The sequence below is a fragment of the Pseudomonas sp. B22(2017) genome (assembly GCF_002113105.1).
GTDB classification, from domain to species: Bacteria; Pseudomonadota; Gammaproteobacteria; order Pseudomonadales; family Pseudomonadaceae; genus Aquipseudomonas; species Aquipseudomonas asiatica.
In genome coordinates, this window is sequence record NZ_NEJN01000007.1 from 1 (window position 1) to 18,105 (window position 18,105).

Sequence of the window (18,105 nt, forward strand, 5' to 3'; positions counted from 1 at the left end):
CCTGGCCCAGGACGGCTCGGGCGGCAAGCAGCTGGTGGGTTATGTAGTGCCTGCCGATGCGGCCGTGATGGCCAGCACCGAGGCCCAGGCTGCCGAGCGGGATGTGCTGCGCACTGCGCTGAAGGCGAGCTTGCCGGACTACATGGTGCCGGCCCACCTGCTGTTCCTGGCCAAACTGCCGTTGACCGCCAACGGCAAGCTGGACCGCCGTGCATTGCCGCAACCGGACGCCAGCCTGCTGCAAGCGGCATATGTGGCCCCGCAGAGCGAACTGGAACAACAGATCGCGGCGATCTGGGCCGATGTGCTGAAACTGGAGCGCGTAGGCCTGGACGACAACTTCTTTGAACTGGGTGGCGATTCCATCGTTTCCCTGCAGGTCGTGGGCAAGGCCCGCCAGGCCGGCGTGCAGTTCACCCCCAAGCAACTGTTCCAGCATCAGACCGTACAAGGCCTGGCCACGGTGGCGCGGCGTGTTGTCGAAGGTATTGGCGAGCAAGGGCCGATCACGGGCAGCACACCGCTGACACCGATTCAGCAATGGTTCTTCGAGGCCGACATTGGCGAGCGTGGGCATTGGAACCAGTCGATTCTGCTGACACCCAGCGAACCCCTGCAAGCGGACCGCCTGCACGATGCGTTGCTGGCACTGGTCGCCCATCATGATGCACTGCGCCTGGGCTTCGAGCAGCAGGAGGGGGTCTGGCAAGCCGAGTACAAGCCACAGCGGCAGGCGCGGATACTCTGGGAGCATGCGTGCGCGGACGAGGAGGCGTTGGCCGCACTTGCTGACAAGGCCCAACGCAGCCTGAACCTGCAGCAAGGCTTGCTGGTCCGTGCGCTGCTGGCCAGCCTGCCCGATGGCAGCCAGCGTCTGCTGCTGGTCATTCATCACCTGGCGGTAGATGGCGTGTCGTGGCGCCTGTTGCTGGAGGACCTGCAACAGGCCTATCAGGCCCTGGGCAACCGACAGCCGCTGCAATTGCCAGCCAAGACCAGCGCCTACAAGACCTGGGCGCAGCACCTGCAGGCCTATGCCCAGAGCGAGGCGCTGCAAGCGGAACTTGCCTACTGGCAAGCGCAGTTGCAAGGCACCAGCGACCACCTGCCGTGCGCCAATGCGCTGGGCGGCAACCAGCAGCAGCACGCTGCGTCGGTCAGTACGAGGCTGGGCCGCGAAGCCACCTGGCAGTTGTTGCACGATGCCCCTGCGGCCTATCGCACGCAGATCAATGACCTGTTGCTGACAGCCCTGGCTCGGGTGATCGCCCGCTGGACCGAGCGGCCGGAGGTGCTGGTCAGGCTGGAAGGCCATGGGCGGGAAGACCTGTTCGATGACATTGACCTGAGCCGCACGGTGGGCTGGTTCACCAGCATGTACCCAGTGAAGCTGAGCCCGCTGGGCGGGATCGCCGAATCGATCAAGGCGGTCAAGGAGCAGCTGCGGGCTGTGCCGAACAAAGGCCTTGGCTATGGCGCGCTGAAGTACATGGGGCCGGCTGGTGCGCGTGAGGCCCTGGCTGCGTTGCCTCAGGGCGAGATCGTGTTCAACTACCTCGGGCAGTTCGACGGTAGCTTCGACGAGCAGTCGGGCTTATTCGCACCAGCGCGGGAATACGGCGGTGCGGCCAAACCAGCCGATGCGCCGCTCGATAGCCAGATTGCCCTCAACGGCCAGGTATACGGCGGCGAGCTGAAACTTGGCTGGACCTTCAGTGCGCAGCGCTACGACACCGCGGTCATGCAAAAGTTGGCAGATGACTATGCCGCAGAGCTTGGCGCGCTGATCGCTCATTGCTGCGAGCCTGGCAACCGTGGTGTAACGCCTTCGGACTTCCCACTGGCCGCGCTGCGCCAACAACAGCTGGATGAGCTGCCGGCAGTTGCACGGCAGGTGGCCGATATCTACCCGCTGTCGCCGATGCAGCAGGGCATGCTGTTCCATTCGCTGCAGGGGCCTGAAGGCGCGCTTTACATCAACCAGACTTCGGTGGAAGTCAAAGGCCTGGAAATCGAACGGTTCGTGGCAGCCTGGCAGCAGGTGATCGACTGCCACGATATCCTGCGCAGTGCCTTCTGGTCGGCGCCCCACTTGGCCGAACCTTTGCAGCTTGTCTACCGCAAGGTCGAATTGCCGGTGGTCGTGCATGACTGGCGCGATCGTCCGGTAAGTGCGCAGATGCTGCAGGCGCTGGCCGAGGCCGATGCCACACAAGGCCTGGACCTGAGTGTCGCACCGTTGATGCGCCTGACCCTGGTGCGGCTGGACGACGAACGTTTGCACCTGCTGTGGACCCGTCATCACATACTGATGGACGGCTGGAGTACCTCGCGGCTGCTTGGCGAGGTGTTGCAGACTTACCATGGCCACCCTGCGCGAGCGCCGGCAGGGCGGTTTGGCGATTACATCCGCTGGCTTGCCGGGCAGCGCAAGGCGGCGCTGGAGCAGTTCTGGCGCGGCAAGCTGCAAGAGCTGGAAAGCCCCACCTGGCTGGCGGACAGCCTGGCGGCTCGCCCCGCGGCAGACCTGCAGGGGCACGCCGCGCTGTACCTGCGTTGGGATGCCTCGCGTACCCGGCAACTGCGCGAGCAGGCCCAGCGCTTGCGCATCACCCCAAACACCTTGATCCAAGCGACCTGGCTGCTGCTGCTTCAGCGCTATACCGGGCAAGCCACGGTGTGCTTCGGCGCCACCGTGGCGGGCCGGCCAGCCGGCTTGCCCGGTGCCGACGAAATGCTGGGTTTGTTCATCAACACCTTGCCGGTGGTGCAGACGCCCCAACCGCAGCAGCGGATTGTCGACTGGCTGCAGCAACTGCAGGCCTGCAACCTGGAACTGCGCGACCACGAACATGCAGCCTTGGCCGATGTGCAACGCTGGGCAGGGCAGGCCGGGCAAGCGTTGTTCGACAGCATCGTGGTGTTCGAGAACTACCCGGTGGACGAGCGCCTGCAGGAAGGTGGTGGTGGCTCGCTGCAGTTCGGTGAGGTGAGCAACCGCGACGTGACCAACTACGCCATGGACCTGGCGGTGCATCTGGGCGAGACGCTCTCTGTCGAGTTCCTCTACTTGCGCAACCGCTTCACGGAGCAAGCCACCGACAGCATTCGTGGCAGTTTCGAACGGCTGCTCGAGGGCATGCTCGACAACCCTCACGCCACCGTGGGCAGCCTGGACATGCTGACCCCGGCGCAAGCGCAGCAGGCCCAGGCTCGCAACGGCTTGCAGCCATGCGAGCAGGCCATGCCAAGGCTGGCCGAGCTGATTGCCAGGCATGCCCAGGCGCGGCCAGAGGCAATTGCGGTGGCCTGTGGCGAGCGACAGTTGAGCTATGCCCAACTGGATGAGCGTGCCAACCGCCTGGCACACCACCTGATTGCCTTGGGGGCGCGCCCGGAGGTTACGGTCGGCATCGCCCTGGAACGCTCGGTGGAGGTGATCGTGGCATTCCTGGCGGTGATGAAAACCGGCGCCGCCTATGTGCCGCTGGATATCGACTACCCGCAGGATCGCTTGCAGTGGATTGTCGAGGATTCGGCCATGCACCTGCTGGTGACCAGCAGCGGCTTGCGCCAGCGGTTTGCCGGGGTGGAGCACTGCGTGGAGCTGGACCTTCTGGCTATCGCCAGCTTGCCGTCCGATGCCCCTCAGGTGATGGTGCACGACACCAACCTGGCGTACCTGATCTATACCTCTGGTTCCACCGGCAAGCCCAAGGGCGTGGCGGTCAGTCACGGGCAGATCGGCATGCACTGCCAGGCAATCGCCAGCCTTTACGAGATGGATGAAAGCACTCGCGAGCTGTTGTTCATGTCGTTCGCTTTCGACGGTGCCCAGGAGCGTTGGCTGTCGACCTTGTCGTCAGGCGGCTGCCTGGTGGTGCGCGGTAGCCAGCTGTGGGCTGCCGAGCAAACCTGGCAGGTACTGCATGCCGAGCGCATCGACATTGCCTGCTTCCCACCGGCGTATCTGCAGCAACTGGCCGAGTTCGCGCAAACCCGGCAGGAAGCCGCACCGCCGGTGCGCATCTATTGCTTTGGCGGTGACGCGGTGCCCGATGCACTATTCGAACTGGTCAAGCGGACCTTGCGCCCGCAGTTCCTGACCAATGGCTACGGGCCTACCGAAACGGTCGTGACCCCCCTGTTGTGGAAAGTATCGGCACAGCAGTCATGCCAGGCGGTGTATGCGCCGATCGGTGAGCGGGTTGGCCAGCGCACGCTGCATGTGCTGGACCAGGGCCTGAACCCGGTGCCCGATGGCGTGGCCGGGGAGCTCTACATTGGTGGCGAGGGTGTGGCGCGCGGGTATCACCAGCGTCCGTCCCTGACCGCCGAGCGCTTTGTCGCCGACCCGTTTGCCCAGGGCGGGCGGCTGTACCGCACCGGTGACCGGGTGCGTCGTCGGGCGGATGGCGTGATCGATTTCATCGGCCGCCTGGACAACCAGTTGAAGGTTCGCGGTTTCCGTATCGAACCTGGGGAAGTCGAAGCACGGCTGCGTAATCTGGCGGATGTGCGGGATGCTGTGGTGGTGGCCAGGGAGGGCGCTACCGGCAAGCAATTGGTGGCGTATCTGGTCACCGGCAATGGGGTGACTTCCGCTACGCCATTGCGTGACGCCTTGCGTGCCGACCTGCCGGACTACATGGTGCCGACCCAGTGGGTATTGCTGCCGGCGTTTCCACTCACGCCCAATGGCAAGATCGATCGCAATGCGCTGCCGGCCCCGGAGTTGGCCGGGCGCCCGGTGCGGGTGGCTCCGCGCGATGACACGGAGAAGGCGCTGGCGGCCATCTGGCGGGAAGTGCTGGAGGTGGATGAAGTTGGTGTCGATGACAACTTCTTCGAGTTGGGGGGCGATTCGCTGCGCGTGCTGAAGATGCTGTCGAAGGTACGAGCACGGCCCGACCTGTCGATCGAGCTGAAACTGCGCGATGTCATTGCCAGGCCAACCATTGGCGAGCTTTCCGGCTATACCGATGGCGACGTCGCCCTTGATCCGCTGCTGCTGCTCAACAGCCGGGTAACCGCGGCCAAGCCTCTGTTCTGCCTGCATGCAGGCTTTGGTACGGTGTTCGACTACGAGCCGCTGGCGCGCCGGCTGGAAGGGCATTGCAGCGTCTACGGCGTGCAATGCCGCATGCTGCTCGATCGCAACTGGCAGGATGATTCGTTGCAGGCCATGGCGATCGACTATGCCCAGTACATTCGCCAGAAGCAGCCCGAAGGGCCATACCAGCTTGCCGGCTGGTCGCTGGGTGGCACGCTGGCGGTGCTGGTGGCCCAGGAGCTGGAAGCCCAGGGCCAGCAAGTATCGTTGCTTGGCCTGGTCGACAGTTTCATCCCCACCGGTGCGCCGGCGACGCCGGCAGCGGACTGGAGTGCCGACCTTGGCAGCTTCCTGAGTGTGCTGCTGGGGCTGGCAAAGGAGCAGTTGGTACTGCCTGCGGTTGCGGCGGGCAGTGGTGTGCCGCTGCTTGAGCGGCTGATCGAAGAGGCACGCTCGGGGCTGCAGGTAGCGTCGGCCTTCGCCAGTGTCGAAAGCGCTGAACTGGCCCACACCTTTGCCGTGGCGATGCGGCTCAAGGCGTTGTCGGAACGGTTGCCGGCATTGCCGGCAACCCGCGCCGCTGCCTTGTGCTGGTGGGCAGGTGACCATGGCCAACGCTTCGCGGTTCACGGGAGCGGTGAGAACCACGCGGTTGCAGCGGGTCACTATGACATCCTCAAGCATCGGGAAGTGATCGAGGGGCTCGCGGCCAGGCTGGTGGCGGAGCCGGTCATGGGTTGACCCGGCAGGGCCGGCTGAATGACCTGTGGGGCCCACGTTCAACGTGGGCCCCACAGGTTTTTTCATGTCGGCAGTGTCGCCACCGAGACGAAAAAAAGCGGCGTCATCCTGTGTGGATGACGCCGCTTCGATTACAACGGTACAGGTGGCTGTCGGCCTAGAAGTCGTAGCGCAGGCTCATGGTGGCATTACGCGGGTCACCGTAATGGCCAACACTGCCGCCGATACCCGAGTAGTACTTCTCGTCGAAGATATTGTTCAGGTTCAAGGTGGCGGCCAGATGGTCGGTGACCTGATAGCGCGCCATCAGGCTGGCAACCGTGTAGTCATCCTGGGTGGCTCGGGCTTTGAGGCTGTTGTAGTAGAGCGACATGCTGGAGTTCCAGGACACCCCGCCACCCACGGTCAGCCTGTTCCAGTCACCCTGGAAGCGATAGGTGTTCCAGAAGCGGAAGGTGTCCATGGAATATTGCGTCAGCTGGCGCACGCCATCGGCGTCTTCCGTGCGGGCATGGCTGTAACTGGTCATGACTTGCCAACCAGGCAAGACCTCACCCGACAACTCCAGGTCGATACCCTTGGTCTCGGTACCCTTTGCGCCCTTGTAGGCTTGTTGGTCGAGCGTGCCTTGCACGATCTCACCGCTGTCCTCCACCGCCAGGTTGTCACGCTTGACCAGGAACAGTGCCGTACTGGCGTTCAGACGCCCGTCGTAGAACGCCCCTTTCCAGCCCACTTCGTAGTTGCTGCCTATGACAGGGCCAATGACCGAACCGTTACGATCGAGGTTGGATTGTGGCTTGAAGATATCGGTATAGCTGGCATACACCGATTGCTCTGGGGTCAGGTCATAGATGATGCCCGCGTACGGTGTTACTTCACCCCGCTCGTGCATCTTCACGTCCGGCGATCCGAACGAGGTAGGCCAGTAGTAATAGTCGTAGTCATAGTCGGAGGTGCGCGCGCCTACGATTACGTTCAGGTCATCCATCAGGTTGAACTTGAATGCCGCGTAGGTGCCGCGCTGGCTGCTCTTGATGTTGAGAATTTCCCCAAGTGCGCCAGTCTCGGTTGGCCGAGGCAGGTAGTTGTCCCAGTCATAGAAGTTGACGGTTGTGGTGCCGACGTCATAACCGGTGTGATCGTTCTTGTAATCCTGGTAGTTGAAGCCGGTGATGAACTCGTGAGTGCGCCCGAACAGGGAAAAAGGCCCTTGCAGTGTCAGGTCCAGGCCACGCTGGGTCTGGTCGGCTTCAGCGTTGTAACGCAGCATTCGCGCAGCGCCGGTTTCTTCATTGATCCACGCTCGGCCCGAAGAGGTCTGATAAGAGCCGTTGTAGTTATCGCGATTGGAATCCATGTAGTTCGCGGCCAGCTTGATTTGCCAGTCATTGGCGAAGGTATGCTCGGCGGCCATGAAATAGTTGGTGGTTTCCAGCTCGTCGTACATCCAGCGGGCGCCGGAACTGGTAGAGCGGGAAAAGTTGGTCTGCTTGCCATTGGTGAACAACAGCGGTACACCCGGTGAACCGGTGGCTTTGAACTTCTGGTAGTCGACGCCGAAACGTACCAAGGTGTCGTCGTTCAGGTCCGCTTCGAGAACGCCGTAGAGGATGTCTTTGTCTTCCTTGTACCAGTCGCGAAAGCTGCCGCTTTTCTGCTTGGCCGCCACCATGCGCCCGCGCAGGTTGCCACCCTCGGTCAAGGGGCCGGAAACATCGACTTCGCTGCGGTAGGAGTCCCAGGAGCCGACAGTACCCTGGATATGCGACTGGAATTCGCGGGTCGGGCGTTTGCGAATGAGGTTGACCACGCCGCCGGGTTCACCCGCGCCGGTCATCAGGCCGGTGGCGCCGCGGACGATTTCGACGCGGTCGTAAAGGGTCATGTCCAGCAACGTGCTGGGCATGTTGCGGGTCTGGTTTTCCTGGGTGGTGGTCACGCCGTCAAGCTGGTAGGTGTTGATGGCACTGCCGCGGGAATAGATGTTGTAGCGCAGGCCACCGTCCTGGGACATGGTGATGCCGGGGGTCTGGTTGAGCACCTGGGTCACGCTGTTGAGCTGCTGGTCGTCCATGCGCTGGCGGGTGATCACGCTGATCGACTGGGGCGTTTCACGGATCGACAGGTTCATCTTGGTGGCGGTGTTGGTCACACCGGTGGTGTAGGAACCCGTGCCTTCGGTAGTGGCCCCCAGGCCCACGCTATTGACGTTGGTCGCCGAAAGCTCGACCTGGCCGGCCTGTGCGCCCGAACTGGCCGTCACTGTCACGGTGTTGCCATCGATCTGGTAACGCAGCCCAGTGCCTTGCAGCAATGTCCGCAACGAAGACTGCAGGTCATGCCGGCCCTTGAGGGCCGTGGAGCGCAGCCCACTGATGTCCTCCGGGCTGTACAGCAACTGGGTATCGGTCTGCCTGGCCAGTGCCTGCAACGCCGAGTTCATCGACTGCGCGGGAATATCCAGTGTCCACTCCTGCGCCTGCACCTGGGCAACCATCGCAGCGGATATCGCCAGGCCCAGGCTGATGCGTGTGAGCGCGCGCTGGGGACGAAGGGAATGACGGATCAGTAATGCTTTGGCAAGCGGGTTGAGCGGGCCGGGGAGGGACTTGGACATCTATTGCGGTCTCGTTGGCAGAGGGTTTTTTTCTATGTCAGCTATATGACGCAGCACCTGTGAAAAACCGGAACGATTCTTATTGGCGATTTTTTTGGGCGATGCTGCGTTAACCGCGTCACAACTTCACAGTTCGCGTGCTACGCGAAAGCCGAGGAAGTCACCGCGGGTGGTCTTGAGGCGGTCGTTGCGGTTGGCCGAGCGGGAGAAGATCGGGGGCTCGCCCCAGTCGTTGCCGCGCATGTGCGCGCGGATGCACTTGGGGTCCTGGATCCAGGCGCTGCCGTCGGTGGGGGCGCCTTCGTAGCTGTCGTGGTAGCAGTCGGCGACCCATTCGTAGACGTTGCCGTGCATGTCGTACATGCCGAAGGCATTGGGCGGGTAGCTGCCCACCGGGGCGGTGAAGGCATAGCCATCCTTGGGGCCATAGGTGTTGGCGTGCTTGCTGATCTCGTATTTGCCAGGTTCGTCGAAGGGGAAGGGGAACGGGCCGCTGGAGCCGGCGCGGGCGGCATATTCGCGTTCTGCTTCGCTGACCATGCGGTACGGCTTGCCGGTGTTTTTCGCCAGCCATCGGGTGTAGGCCTGCACTTCGTCGTAGTCGATACATACCGCCGGCTGACGGGGGCCTTGCTTGTAGCTGGGCTTGCTGGCTTCGCACCAGCGGCCGGGGCGGTCGTCGCCGCTCTTGATGACGGTGCCGGTGGCCTTGATATAGGCGTCCAGTTCGCCGGCGGTGACCTGGTAGCGGCTCATGGCGAAGGGCTTGGCGAAGGTCACGGTGTGCAGCGGGCCCTCGTCGGGCTGACGGCCGACTTCATCGTCGGGGGCCCCCATCACGTAGCTGCCGGCGGGCAGCACGACCATCTCGGGGCAGTCCTTGCAGTCTTTGAACACGTCGCCGGGCTTGACTGCGTGGGCGTAGGCGCTGACCAGCAGCAGGCAGGTGATCTGGGCTGGCCGGTAGAGCCAGGCGGATACGTTCATCGGTGGTCCTCGAAACGGGTGAATGCGGGCTGCGTTACGCATTCAGACGAGCCGGGGCGGTGAAAAATTAACCAACAGCCATGTTGTCCCTCAGACGCAATTTCCTTCCCTTCTTAGGACAGATCCTGACTACGTTAACCAGGATATAAAACTTTCATGTCATCTTCGAAGTAGCTGGCAGGCATTCCGGCTCGTAAGCCAGCGGATCGCCTTTGAAGGATATTTAGGGTTTCTGCAGGGGGTTGAAGGCGTAGTTCGACAGCCATGACTGTGTTCTCGTCAGCGGGATTCAAACCCAACAAAGGCTTTGCATTCGCCTGTCCGGTCTTCATGAACATTTTAACTAATGAGGCTGCTGTGTCAGCAGATTTGGCCACTTGGTTTGCACGGGTTTCGAAGGCTGGCGTATAGGCCATTTCGTGGTCTGGCAAGTGGTCGAGTATTTTTTTTATAGGAGGGTAAGCGCCCTTTAATTGCTTGAAAATTGTTTTCCTGGTTTCGCGCTGAGTATATAGCCTCTTCAGTAGCTCGCGTTTCGGAAGTTGCCTGAGATTGGTGTTGTTATATCGGTTTTTGAAAATTTTTCCGTGGGTACGGCCTGTAGGGTCTGCCGAATTGATTGGGTCGTTGCCACAATAGGCATAACTATTGATGCCGCCTTTCAAGAAGGGGCTCATCGAGTCAGGTGACAGGAATCGCATTAATAGCGGGGCGTACGCCCGATGGCCATTACCCAAAGGGTATGTATTAGTGTCTGTATCCAAAAATTCGCCTGTGAATGCTAATGTTGCTCGGCAAATAGCGGAATGGAAACAATGGCCGTAGGGTGAGTAGATTTGCTTGGAATTAGTATGCTTTCCTGTTAGGAAAAGAACTGAGGCTTGCACGTCTTGTGTCAAAAGCAACGCCTGTTGAAAGGCGTTTATTTCCGCAAGAGCAAAATTGCTGATTCGCTTGATGCGGCGTGGGGGTTGATCAAGAATCAGGCTTAACCTGTCGTTCTCGTAGAAATGAATGGTGTGCACGTGGGAGTCCGTCGGTGGTATGCACGGGACTTTATTCGATGATGTGAGTTTGTAAACTGGTAGAATTGTCAGTTGCAATTTTTTGTTTTCGAGGACGTGCATTGCCCTGGCAGGTTACTTTAATTGTCTGCTTCGCAAGCAAGCACGGTCTCATACAACTGCACATAACTGATTGGCTCAGCAGGGCCTCTGTGGGAGCGGGCACGCCCGCTCACAGGATTCTGCACAGCCCTTAAGTCATGGCAGACCTGACGGAATGACTGTTGCGCCGCTCTTGCGCAAAAAGTCGCGCTCACTAAGGCAGCTGACATTGGTTGCCAGCTGCCTGGCACCGGGCTATAGTCCAGCCCACTGCATTCTTCCCGAAGACCTGTTCATGCCAGCCAACCCATCCACCACAAGCTTTGCCATCGCGCCAGTCGCGGGCATGGTCGTGCGTGGCTGCCAGCAGCCGGCGATGATCAGTCACTATCCACCACCACCTGTCAGTGGCGTCGTAGGCGGCGTAGCTCCGCCTCCTTGCGTGGTCGTGCTGGGCTGATCGGCTTCTGGCCGCATCCCTTCGCACACGCAACCTACTGAACACGGTCGGCGACTTCCCACGCTGAAGCGCACGCCGTCCGTCTGGCTTATTCGCCTTGAATCAGGTGGCAATACATGTCTGTCTTTAGCAAAGCATCCGTGGCCTCGGCGGCCACTACCAGCCTGTTCGTCCTGCTGTGGAGCAGCGGGGCGATCGTCTCCAAGCTCGGCCTGGCGCATGCCAGCCCGTTTGCCTTCCTGCTGTTGCGCTCGGCGCTGGCCCTGGCCGGGCTGCTGCTGATCGGCCCGTTGCTGGGGCTGCGCTGGCCGCGTAGTCGCGGGGCCATCCTGCGGGCCCTGGGCACCGGCTGTGTGCTGCTCGGCGCCTACCAGATCTTCTACCTGCTGGCGCTCGATACCCATGTCACCCCCGGCATCATGGCCACGGTGATGGGGGTACAACCGATCCTGACCGTGGTGCTGATGGAGCGCCAGCGCTCCTGGAGCCGCTTGTTCGGCCTCGGGTTGGGGCTTGGCGGGTTGATCATGGTGGTCTACCAGGGCATCAACCTGGGCGGGGTATCGCTGGCGGGGATGTTGTTCGCCTTGCTGGCGCTGGCCAGCATGACCTTCGGCTCGATCCTGCAGAAGCGCATCACCGACAACCCCATGGGCACGCTGCCGCTGCAGTACCTGGCCGGCTTTGCCATGTGCGCGCTGTTCGCGCCGCTGCAGCCGCTGCATGTGGAGTGGACTGGCGGTTTCGTCGGCGCGCTGCTGTGGATGGGGCTGGTGGTCTCGCTGCTGGCGACCCTGCTGCTTTACCGGCTGATCGCCAAGGGTAACCTGGTCAATGTCACCAGCCTGTTCTACCTGGTGCCAGCGGTGACCGCGGTGATGGACCTGCTGATCTTCGGTAACCGCCTGGCGCCGCTCAGCCTGCTGGGCATGGGGCTGATCGTGGTGGGCCTGCTGTTCGTGTTCCGCTAGCCCGCCGCGCGCCTGGCCGAGGCGTAGGCCCTAGCGGAACTCTTCGGGGATGGCGTGGCGCAGTACGCCTTCCTCGAAGTCCAGCAGGCCGGCTTCGCGCTGGGTGAGCAGGTAGTAGAGCAAGGTGTCGAGCGAGCGCTGCGGCGGGACCTCGACCGCCAGCATCTTCACCGCCTGCTCGGTTTCGCAGTTGCAGCCGAAGTCGTGCAAGGCCGCGCGTACCTGGTCCAGGGTTTCCGGGGGCTTGACGATCACCCGGAACACCGAGCTGCCGCTGCTGCGGCGCAGTTCGGCGAACCAGGTTTCGCCGGCTTCCTCACGGGTGCCGATCACGTCGCCCGGGGCGATGCCGTAGACATGGAAGGGAATGTTGTCGACGGCATAGCCGCCTTCCACGGCCTTGGCCCACAGGCCCTCGACCGAGGCTGGTGGGTAGCCGTTTTCGTCCTGCTCCAGGCGGAACAGGACCTTCTTGTACGCGTCGTTCATTGTGTACCCCGCTTCAGCTGCGGGCCGGACGCAGCACCAGCCACAATGCCACGCCAATCAGCAGACCGCCGTACAGGTGCGCCATCGACAGCGGCTCGTCCAGCAGCCATGCCCCCCACAATACGCCGAATACCGGGATCAGGAAGGTCACGGTACTGGCCTTGACCGGGCCGATCTCCTCCAGCAGGCGGAAGTACAGGATGTAGGCGAACGCTGTGCACAGCAGGCCCAGGCCGAGCAGCGACAGCCACACCTGCCAGCCGCCCCAGCTGGCGGGTGGCTGGCTCAGCGCGCTCCAGGCGAACAGCGGGCTCAGCATCAGGGTGGCGCCGAGCATGCTGCCCAGTGCCGACAGGCGGCTGTCCAGGCCGCTGACCCAGCGGCGGGCGAGGAAGCCGGCAAAGCCGTAGCAGGTGGTGGCCGCCAGGCAGGCGAGGGCGCCTTGCAGCAAGGCCAGGTCCAGGGCCACCGGGCCGGCACCGCTGAGGATGCCGACGCCGAACAGGCCGAGGAAGATGCCGCAGAGCTTGGCCAGGGTCATCGGTTCGCGGAAGAACAGCACGCCGACCAGCACACCCATCAGCGGCGTGGTGGCGTTGAAGATTGCCGAGTAGCCGGCGGGCAGCACCTGGGCGGCCACGGAGTAGAACGTGGCGGGAATACCGGAATTGATCATGCCCAGCACCAGGCAGGCCCCGAGCTTGCCCTGGAAGTCCCAGCGCACGCGGGCGGCAGCGAGCAGTGCAACCAGGCCCAGGCAGGCGATGGACACGCGGAAGAACGCCGTCGGCACCGTGCCCAGTTCGGGGGCGATGATGCGCATGAACAGGAAGCTCGCCCCCCAGACGGCGGCAAGGGTCAGCAGGCGGGCTAGGGCGATGGGGCTCACAACGGTCTCCGGAGGCAGGGCAGGGGCGCGAGTGTACGCCAGGGGGGCTGGGGATTCTTGTGCTTTCTTGCGGTGTAAACCTGTGCCGGCCTCTTCGCGGGCATGCCCGCTCCCACAGGTTCTCTGCAATGCTCGGCCCTGTGGTAATCCTGTGGGAGCGGGCGAGCCCGCGAAGAGGCCGGCACAGGCTCCACAAAAACCAAGAGGCGACTAAGCTCTGTAACTCAACACCGCACCGAGGTCCTCGCATGCCCCAGCCCTGGCCCGCTGTCGAAATCGCCCGGACGATCCTTGCCGGCTTCGACGACTACCGCGACCACTTCCAGCGCATCACACTCGGTGCCCGCCAGCGCTTCGAGCAGGCGCGCTGGCAGGATATCCAGCGTGCCGCCGCCGCCCGTATCAATCTCTATGAAGAGAAGGTCGCCGAGGTCAACGGCTGGCTGCGCCAGAGCTTTGCCGAGGACGTGCTGCTGGATGTGGAGCAATGGCCGTTGGTGAAGAACGCCTATATCCACCTGATCGACCCAAGGCTGGACGACGAGCTGTCCGAGACCTGGTACAACTCGCTGTTCTGCAGCCTGTTCAGCCACGACCTGATCAGCGACGGTTGCATGTTCATCCACACCACCCGACCGTCCATGCGCAGCCGTGAGCGCGCCGCGCAAACCCGTACCTATCGGCCTGACGGTGGGCTCAAGGGCCTGCTGCGGGCGGTGTTCAGCGATTACCCGTTCGATGTGCCGTACGGCGACCTGGAGGGCGACCTGGTGCGCCTGGAGGATCAGTTGCGCGACTGCCTGCCGGACTGGGTATGCAAGGATCCGACCTTGGCGTTGGAGCTGTTTGTGCCGGTGCTTTACCGCAACAAGGGTGCATACCTGGTCGGCCGTCTGTTCAACAGCGATGAGCAATGGCCGCTGGTAATCCCGCTGCTGCACCGCGAAGGGCACGGTATCGAGGCCGATGCGCTGATCACCGACGAGGCCGAGGTGTCGATCATCTTTTCCTTCACCCGCTCGTACTTCATGGTCGATGTGCCGGTGCCGGTGGAGTTCGTCAACTTCCTCAAACGCATCTTGCCGGGCAAGCACATTGCCGAGCTGTATACCTCCATCGGTTTCTACAAGCATGGCAAGTCGGAGTTCTACCGGGCGCTGATCAACCACCTGGCCAGCAGCGACGACCGCTTCGTCATGGCGCCCGGGGTGCGCGGCATGGTCATGAGCGTGTTCACCCTGCCGGGCTTCAACACCGTGTTCAAGATCATCAAGGACCGTTTTTCACCGTCGAAGACGGTCGACCGTGCCACGGTGATAGACAAGTACCGGCTGGTGAAAAGCGTCGACCGCGTCGGGCGCATGGCCGATACCCAGGAGTTCGCCGATTTTCGATTCCCGCGTAGCAAGTTCGAGCCGGAGTGCCTGGCCGAACTGCTGGAGGTGGCGCCATCGACCGTGGCGCTGGAGGGTGACACGGTGCTGATCCGCCACTGCTGGACCGAGCGGCGCATGACGCCGCTGAACCTGTACCTGGAACACGCCAGCGAGGGCCAGGTGCTGGAGGCCCTGGAGGATTACGGCCTGGCCATCAAGCAGTTGGCGGCGGCGAATATCTTCCCTGGCGACATGCTGCTGAAGAACTTTGGCGTAACCCGCCATGGCCGGGTGGTGTTCTATGACTATGACGAGATCAGCTTCCTGACCGAGGTGAACTTCCGCCATATCCCGCCGCCGCGTTACCCGGAGGACGAGATGTCGGGCGAGCCGTGGTACTCGATCGGGCCGCATGACGTGTTCCCCGAGGAGTTTCCGCCGTTCCTGTTTGCCGATATCGGCCAGCGGCGCTTGTTCAGCCGCCTGCATGGGGAGTTGTACGACGCGGATTACTGGAAGGGGCTGCAGGCGGCGATTCGTGACGGGAAGGTGATCGATGTGTTTCCGTATCGGCGCAAGGGGCGGTGACTGTGCTTTAGCAGGCCCGGCCTCTTCGCGGGCTTGCCCGCTCCCACAGGTACGGCACAGTATTCGAAACCAGTGGGGTCCCTGTGGGAGCGGGTTTACCCGCGAAGAGGCCGGGCCTGCTTTTCATCGTCACCCCTTCAAACACTTCAATTCACTGAAATCGGTACGCACCTTGCCCAACCGTTCCAGCAGGTACCGCCGCTGCTGCGGGGTACTCTGGTGCACCAGGTCCACCAGCAAGCTGCGCGCCTGCTGCTCGGTATTCTGATACGCCGCCCGGTACTCCGGCGTCCACAAACTCTCCTTGCGCTGCAACAACGTTGCCAGGCGCGGCTCGAAGCTGGCGTCGTTGCGCTGGTTCATCGCCAGCAGCAATTGCTGCTGCCAGTGCGCGCGGTTGGCGATCCATTCGCGGTTCTGGTCGCCCAGCGCCTGGGACCAGGCCTGCACGCGCTGCTTCTGTACCGCGGTCAGCTCGCCAAACCACGGCGTCAGGCGTTTCTCCATGCGTTCGGTACGGCGGGCGATCTGCTTGTCCAACGGCGTATCCACATACTTCTTCTGCCGTTCGCTGATGTCTTCGCGGAACGCCTCGCGCATCTCCGCCACCTGGGCATCGCTCATGCCGCGCAGCAGCTCGGTGGCCGAAGGGGTGATTTCCTCGGCTACCCGGCCAATCGCCTCGCGGGCTTCGCGGGTACGCTGCTGCAGGGATTGGTCGGTCACCTGGTCGTCGGCGACCATGCCGCGTACCCGGTCCAGCCAGTCGAGGTAACCAGGCAGCTGGGTCTTGCAATGCCAGGCCAGGTGCTCCCGCAGGCGGTCGTCAAGCATGGCCTTCTGCTCGCTGTTCATGGCCAGGTAGTCGCCCAGCGACCACGGCACCAGGCGGTCGAGGTTGCGGTAGGCCAGGTCGATACGGCTGCAGGCGGCCAGGGCCAGGGCGCAGCCGATGGCGACGAGCAGGGCTTTGGACAGGCGTAGCGGCATGGGCTGCTCCTTGCGGGTGCTTGCCCGTCGGTAGACGCAAGAGGAACGCTGACGGTTCCACTGCATCAGCGGTCGGGCGGCGCTCTGGCTTCAGGTGTAGAATAGCCGCCTTGTCTTGAGGAACATCGGAAATGGCTCTGCTTGGGCGTTACAACAGTTTGCAAATCGTGAAACACGTGGACTTCGGCCTGTACCTGGACGGCGGCGCCGACGGCGAGATCCTGCTGCCCGGGCGCTACATCCCGAAAAACGCCGAAACCGAAGTGGATGACTGGCTGAACGTGTTCATCTACCTGGACAGCGAAGACCAGTTGATCGCCACCACCGAGAAGCCCAAGGTGCAGGTTGGCGAGTTCGCCAGCCTCAAGGTCAAGGATATCAACGGTGCCGGCATCTTCCTCGACTGGGGCCTGTCCAAGGACCTGCTGATGCCGTACTCGGAAGAGGCGCGGCCGCTGAAAATCGGCGACTACTGCGTGGTACACGTGTATCTCGACAAGCGCACCCGCCGCATCACCGCCACCTCACGCCTGGACCGCTACCTGGACCGTACCCCGGCGGACTACCAGGTGGGCCAGCCGGTCGAGCTGCTGGTGGCCGGCGAGACACCGATGGGCTTCAAGGCGATCATCAACAACCGCCACTGGGGCCTGATCCACAAGAACGAGGTGTTCAAGTTCCTGCGCTCGGGCATGCACGAGAAGGGCTTTATCAAGGAAGTGCGCGCGGATGGCAAGATCGCCTTGAGCCTGCAACCGGTGGGTGCTGCCCTGGCCGACAGCCTGCAGGAGCAGATCATGGCGCGCCTGGACGCCGAAGGTGGGGTGCTGGGGGTGTGCGACAAGAGCGACCCGGCGCTGATCAGCAAGCTGTTCAACGTCAGCAAGGGCAACTTCAAGAAGGCCATTGGCGGGTTGTTCAAGCAGGGCCGCATCGTCATCCATGACGATCGCATCGAAAAGGCCTGATCAGGCCTGCACGAAGGTACGGAAGTCCAGCTGCTCGCCACCCGGGCGGGTGTCGCGCAGCAGCGAGTCGCGGTCGGCGCTGAGGGCCAGGCTGATGGTCGAGCGGCGCTTGCCGGGGTTGCGCACTTCCATCTGTTCCTGGTGAGCGCGCAGGAAGTTGGTCGGCACCTTCAGGTGCTGCAGCTCGTCGCTTTCCGGGGTGTGCAGCAGCAGGTTGACCCAGTCGGGCTGGCCCTTGCGCAGCAGCGCCACCGGCACCTCGAACCACCACAGGTTGCGCTTGCGGTCGAGGATGGCGAACAGGGTGTTGCTGCTGGTCAGCACCGGGCGGGCCAGTGCTTCGTTACGCCGGGCGATGGCGGCGGGTTTGTCGAGTTTCATGCAGGTTCCTGCGGGTTGACGCTATGAAGGCCTGCATTGTGAGGGGTGGCGGGTAGCGGGGCAAGGTTTGCCAACCGCCTTGCCGCTCGGTTCGAAGGCGAAAAAACTGTTGGAACGCTTGGCGAAGGCGTCGGGTCCACCGACTGTCGGCACGGTCCACGTGCCCCCAATTGCAGGAGTTTTGCCATGAGCGGTACCAAAGACAAAGCGAAAGGCTTGGCCAACGAAGCGATCGGCAACGTCAAGCAGGGTGTCGGCAAAGTGACCGACAACGAGCGGCTGCGGGCCGAGGGTGAAGCGCAGGAGCTCAAGGGCGAGGGGCAACAGATCAAGGGCAATGTGAAGGACGCGGTGAAAAAGCCTTGATGTGACTGGCCTGTCCCGGCCTTTTCGCGGGTAAACCCGCTCCCACAGGTACTGAACAGATTTCAAGCACTGTGCGGTACCTGTGGGAGCGGGCGTGCCCGCGAATAGGCCGCTACTGGC

13 protein-coding genes are annotated in these 18,105 nt (G+C 62.6%); 6 read left to right on the top strand and 7 right to left on the bottom strand.

The window, feature by feature from the left end:
- The coding region (locus CAG18_RS15695; protein ID WP_143492661.1) for a non-ribosomal peptide synthetase at positions 1–5,794 on the top strand (5,794 nt) is incomplete at its 5' end.
- Between the two features lie 157 nt (positions 5,795–5,951).
- Here CAG18_RS15695 and CAG18_RS15700 read toward each other — a convergent pair.
- The 3 genes from CAG18_RS15700 to CAG18_RS15710 form a co-directional block, all read right to left on the bottom strand.
- Positions 5,952–8,414 (bottom strand): TonB-dependent siderophore receptor, encoded by a 2,463-nt coding sequence (locus CAG18_RS15700; protein WP_015271325.1) that lies wholly within the window; start codon positions 8,412–8,414, stop codon positions 5,952–5,954.
- Between the two features lie 126 nt (positions 8,415–8,540).
- A complete protein-coding gene (locus CAG18_RS15705; RefSeq protein WP_178075725.1) occupies positions 8,541–9,401 on the bottom strand; it encodes a formylglycine-generating enzyme family protein in 861 nt (286 codons plus the stop codon).
- 134 nt (positions 9,402–9,535) lie between these two features.
- Complete coding sequence (locus CAG18_RS15710; RefSeq protein WP_223997990.1) at positions 9,536–10,426, bottom strand: RHS repeat-associated core domain-containing protein; 891 nt, start codon at positions 10,424–10,426, stop codon at positions 9,536–9,538.
- Positions 10,427–10,802: 376 nt separating this feature from the next.
- On the opposite strand from CAG18_RS15710, the gene CAG18_RS27110 reads away from it, so the two are divergent.
- Positions 10,803–10,967 (top strand): hypothetical protein, encoded by a 165-nt coding sequence (locus tag CAG18_RS27110; protein WP_177328635.1) that lies wholly within the window; start codon positions 10,803–10,805, stop codon positions 10,965–10,967.
- Between the two features lie 116 nt (positions 10,968–11,083).
- Entirely contained in the window at positions 11,084–11,938 is an 855-nt protein-coding gene (locus tag CAG18_RS15720) for a DMT family transporter (protein WP_085721167.1), read from the top strand.
- 30 nt (positions 11,939–11,968) lie between these two features.
- Here CAG18_RS15720 and CAG18_RS15725 read toward each other — a convergent pair whose 3' ends face one another.
- Together CAG18_RS15725 and CAG18_RS15730 are read right to left on the bottom strand one after the other, a co-directional pair.
- Positions 11,969–12,427 carry a DUF4265 domain-containing protein gene (locus CAG18_RS15725; protein ID WP_015271322.1) on the bottom strand — a complete coding sequence of 153 codons (459 nt, stop codon included), beginning with the start codon at positions 12,425–12,427 and terminating at the stop codon, positions 11,969–11,971.
- Positions 12,428–12,440: 13 nt separating this feature from the next.
- Positions 12,441–13,316, bottom strand: a complete 876-nt coding sequence (locus tag CAG18_RS15730; RefSeq protein WP_015271321.1) for a DMT family transporter — start codon at positions 13,314–13,316, stop codon at positions 12,441–12,443.
- Positions 13,317–13,564: 248 nt separating this feature from the next.
- Between CAG18_RS15730 and aceK the strand changes: the two genes are divergently transcribed.
- A complete protein-coding gene (gene aceK, locus CAG18_RS15735) occupies positions 13,565–15,280 on the top strand; it encodes a bifunctional isocitrate dehydrogenase kinase/phosphatase (protein ID WP_085721168.1) in 1,716 nt (571 codons plus the stop codon).
- Positions 15,281–15,409: 129 nt separating this feature from the next.
- On the opposite strand, the gene CAG18_RS15740 is transcribed toward aceK, so the two are convergent.
- The gene (locus CAG18_RS15740) at positions 15,410–16,270 is read right to left on the bottom strand and encodes a DUF6279 family lipoprotein (RefSeq protein ID WP_085721169.1); all 861 of its coding nucleotides are present in this window, start codon (positions 16,268–16,270) and stop codon (positions 15,410–15,412) included.
- Between the two features lie 131 nt (positions 16,271–16,401).
- On the opposite strand from CAG18_RS15740, the gene CAG18_RS15745 reads away from it, so the two are divergent.
- The gene (locus CAG18_RS15745) at positions 16,402–17,238 is read left to right on the top strand and encodes a S1 RNA-binding domain-containing protein (protein WP_085721170.1); all 837 of its coding nucleotides are present in this window, start codon (positions 16,402–16,404) and stop codon (positions 17,236–17,238) included.
- On the opposite strand, the gene CAG18_RS15750 is transcribed toward CAG18_RS15745, so the two are convergent.
- Positions 17,239–17,619, bottom strand: coding sequence for a hypothetical protein (locus CAG18_RS15750; protein WP_013973727.1), 381 nt, complete (start codon positions 17,617–17,619; stop codon positions 17,239–17,241).
- Positions 17,620–17,805: 186 nt separating this feature from the next.
- Between CAG18_RS15750 and CAG18_RS15755 the strand changes: the two genes are divergently transcribed.
- Complete coding sequence (locus tag CAG18_RS15755; protein WP_015271319.1) at positions 17,806–17,985, top strand: CsbD family protein; 180 nt, start codon at positions 17,806–17,808, stop codon at positions 17,983–17,985.
- Positions 17,986–18,105 lie beyond the last annotated feature (120 nt).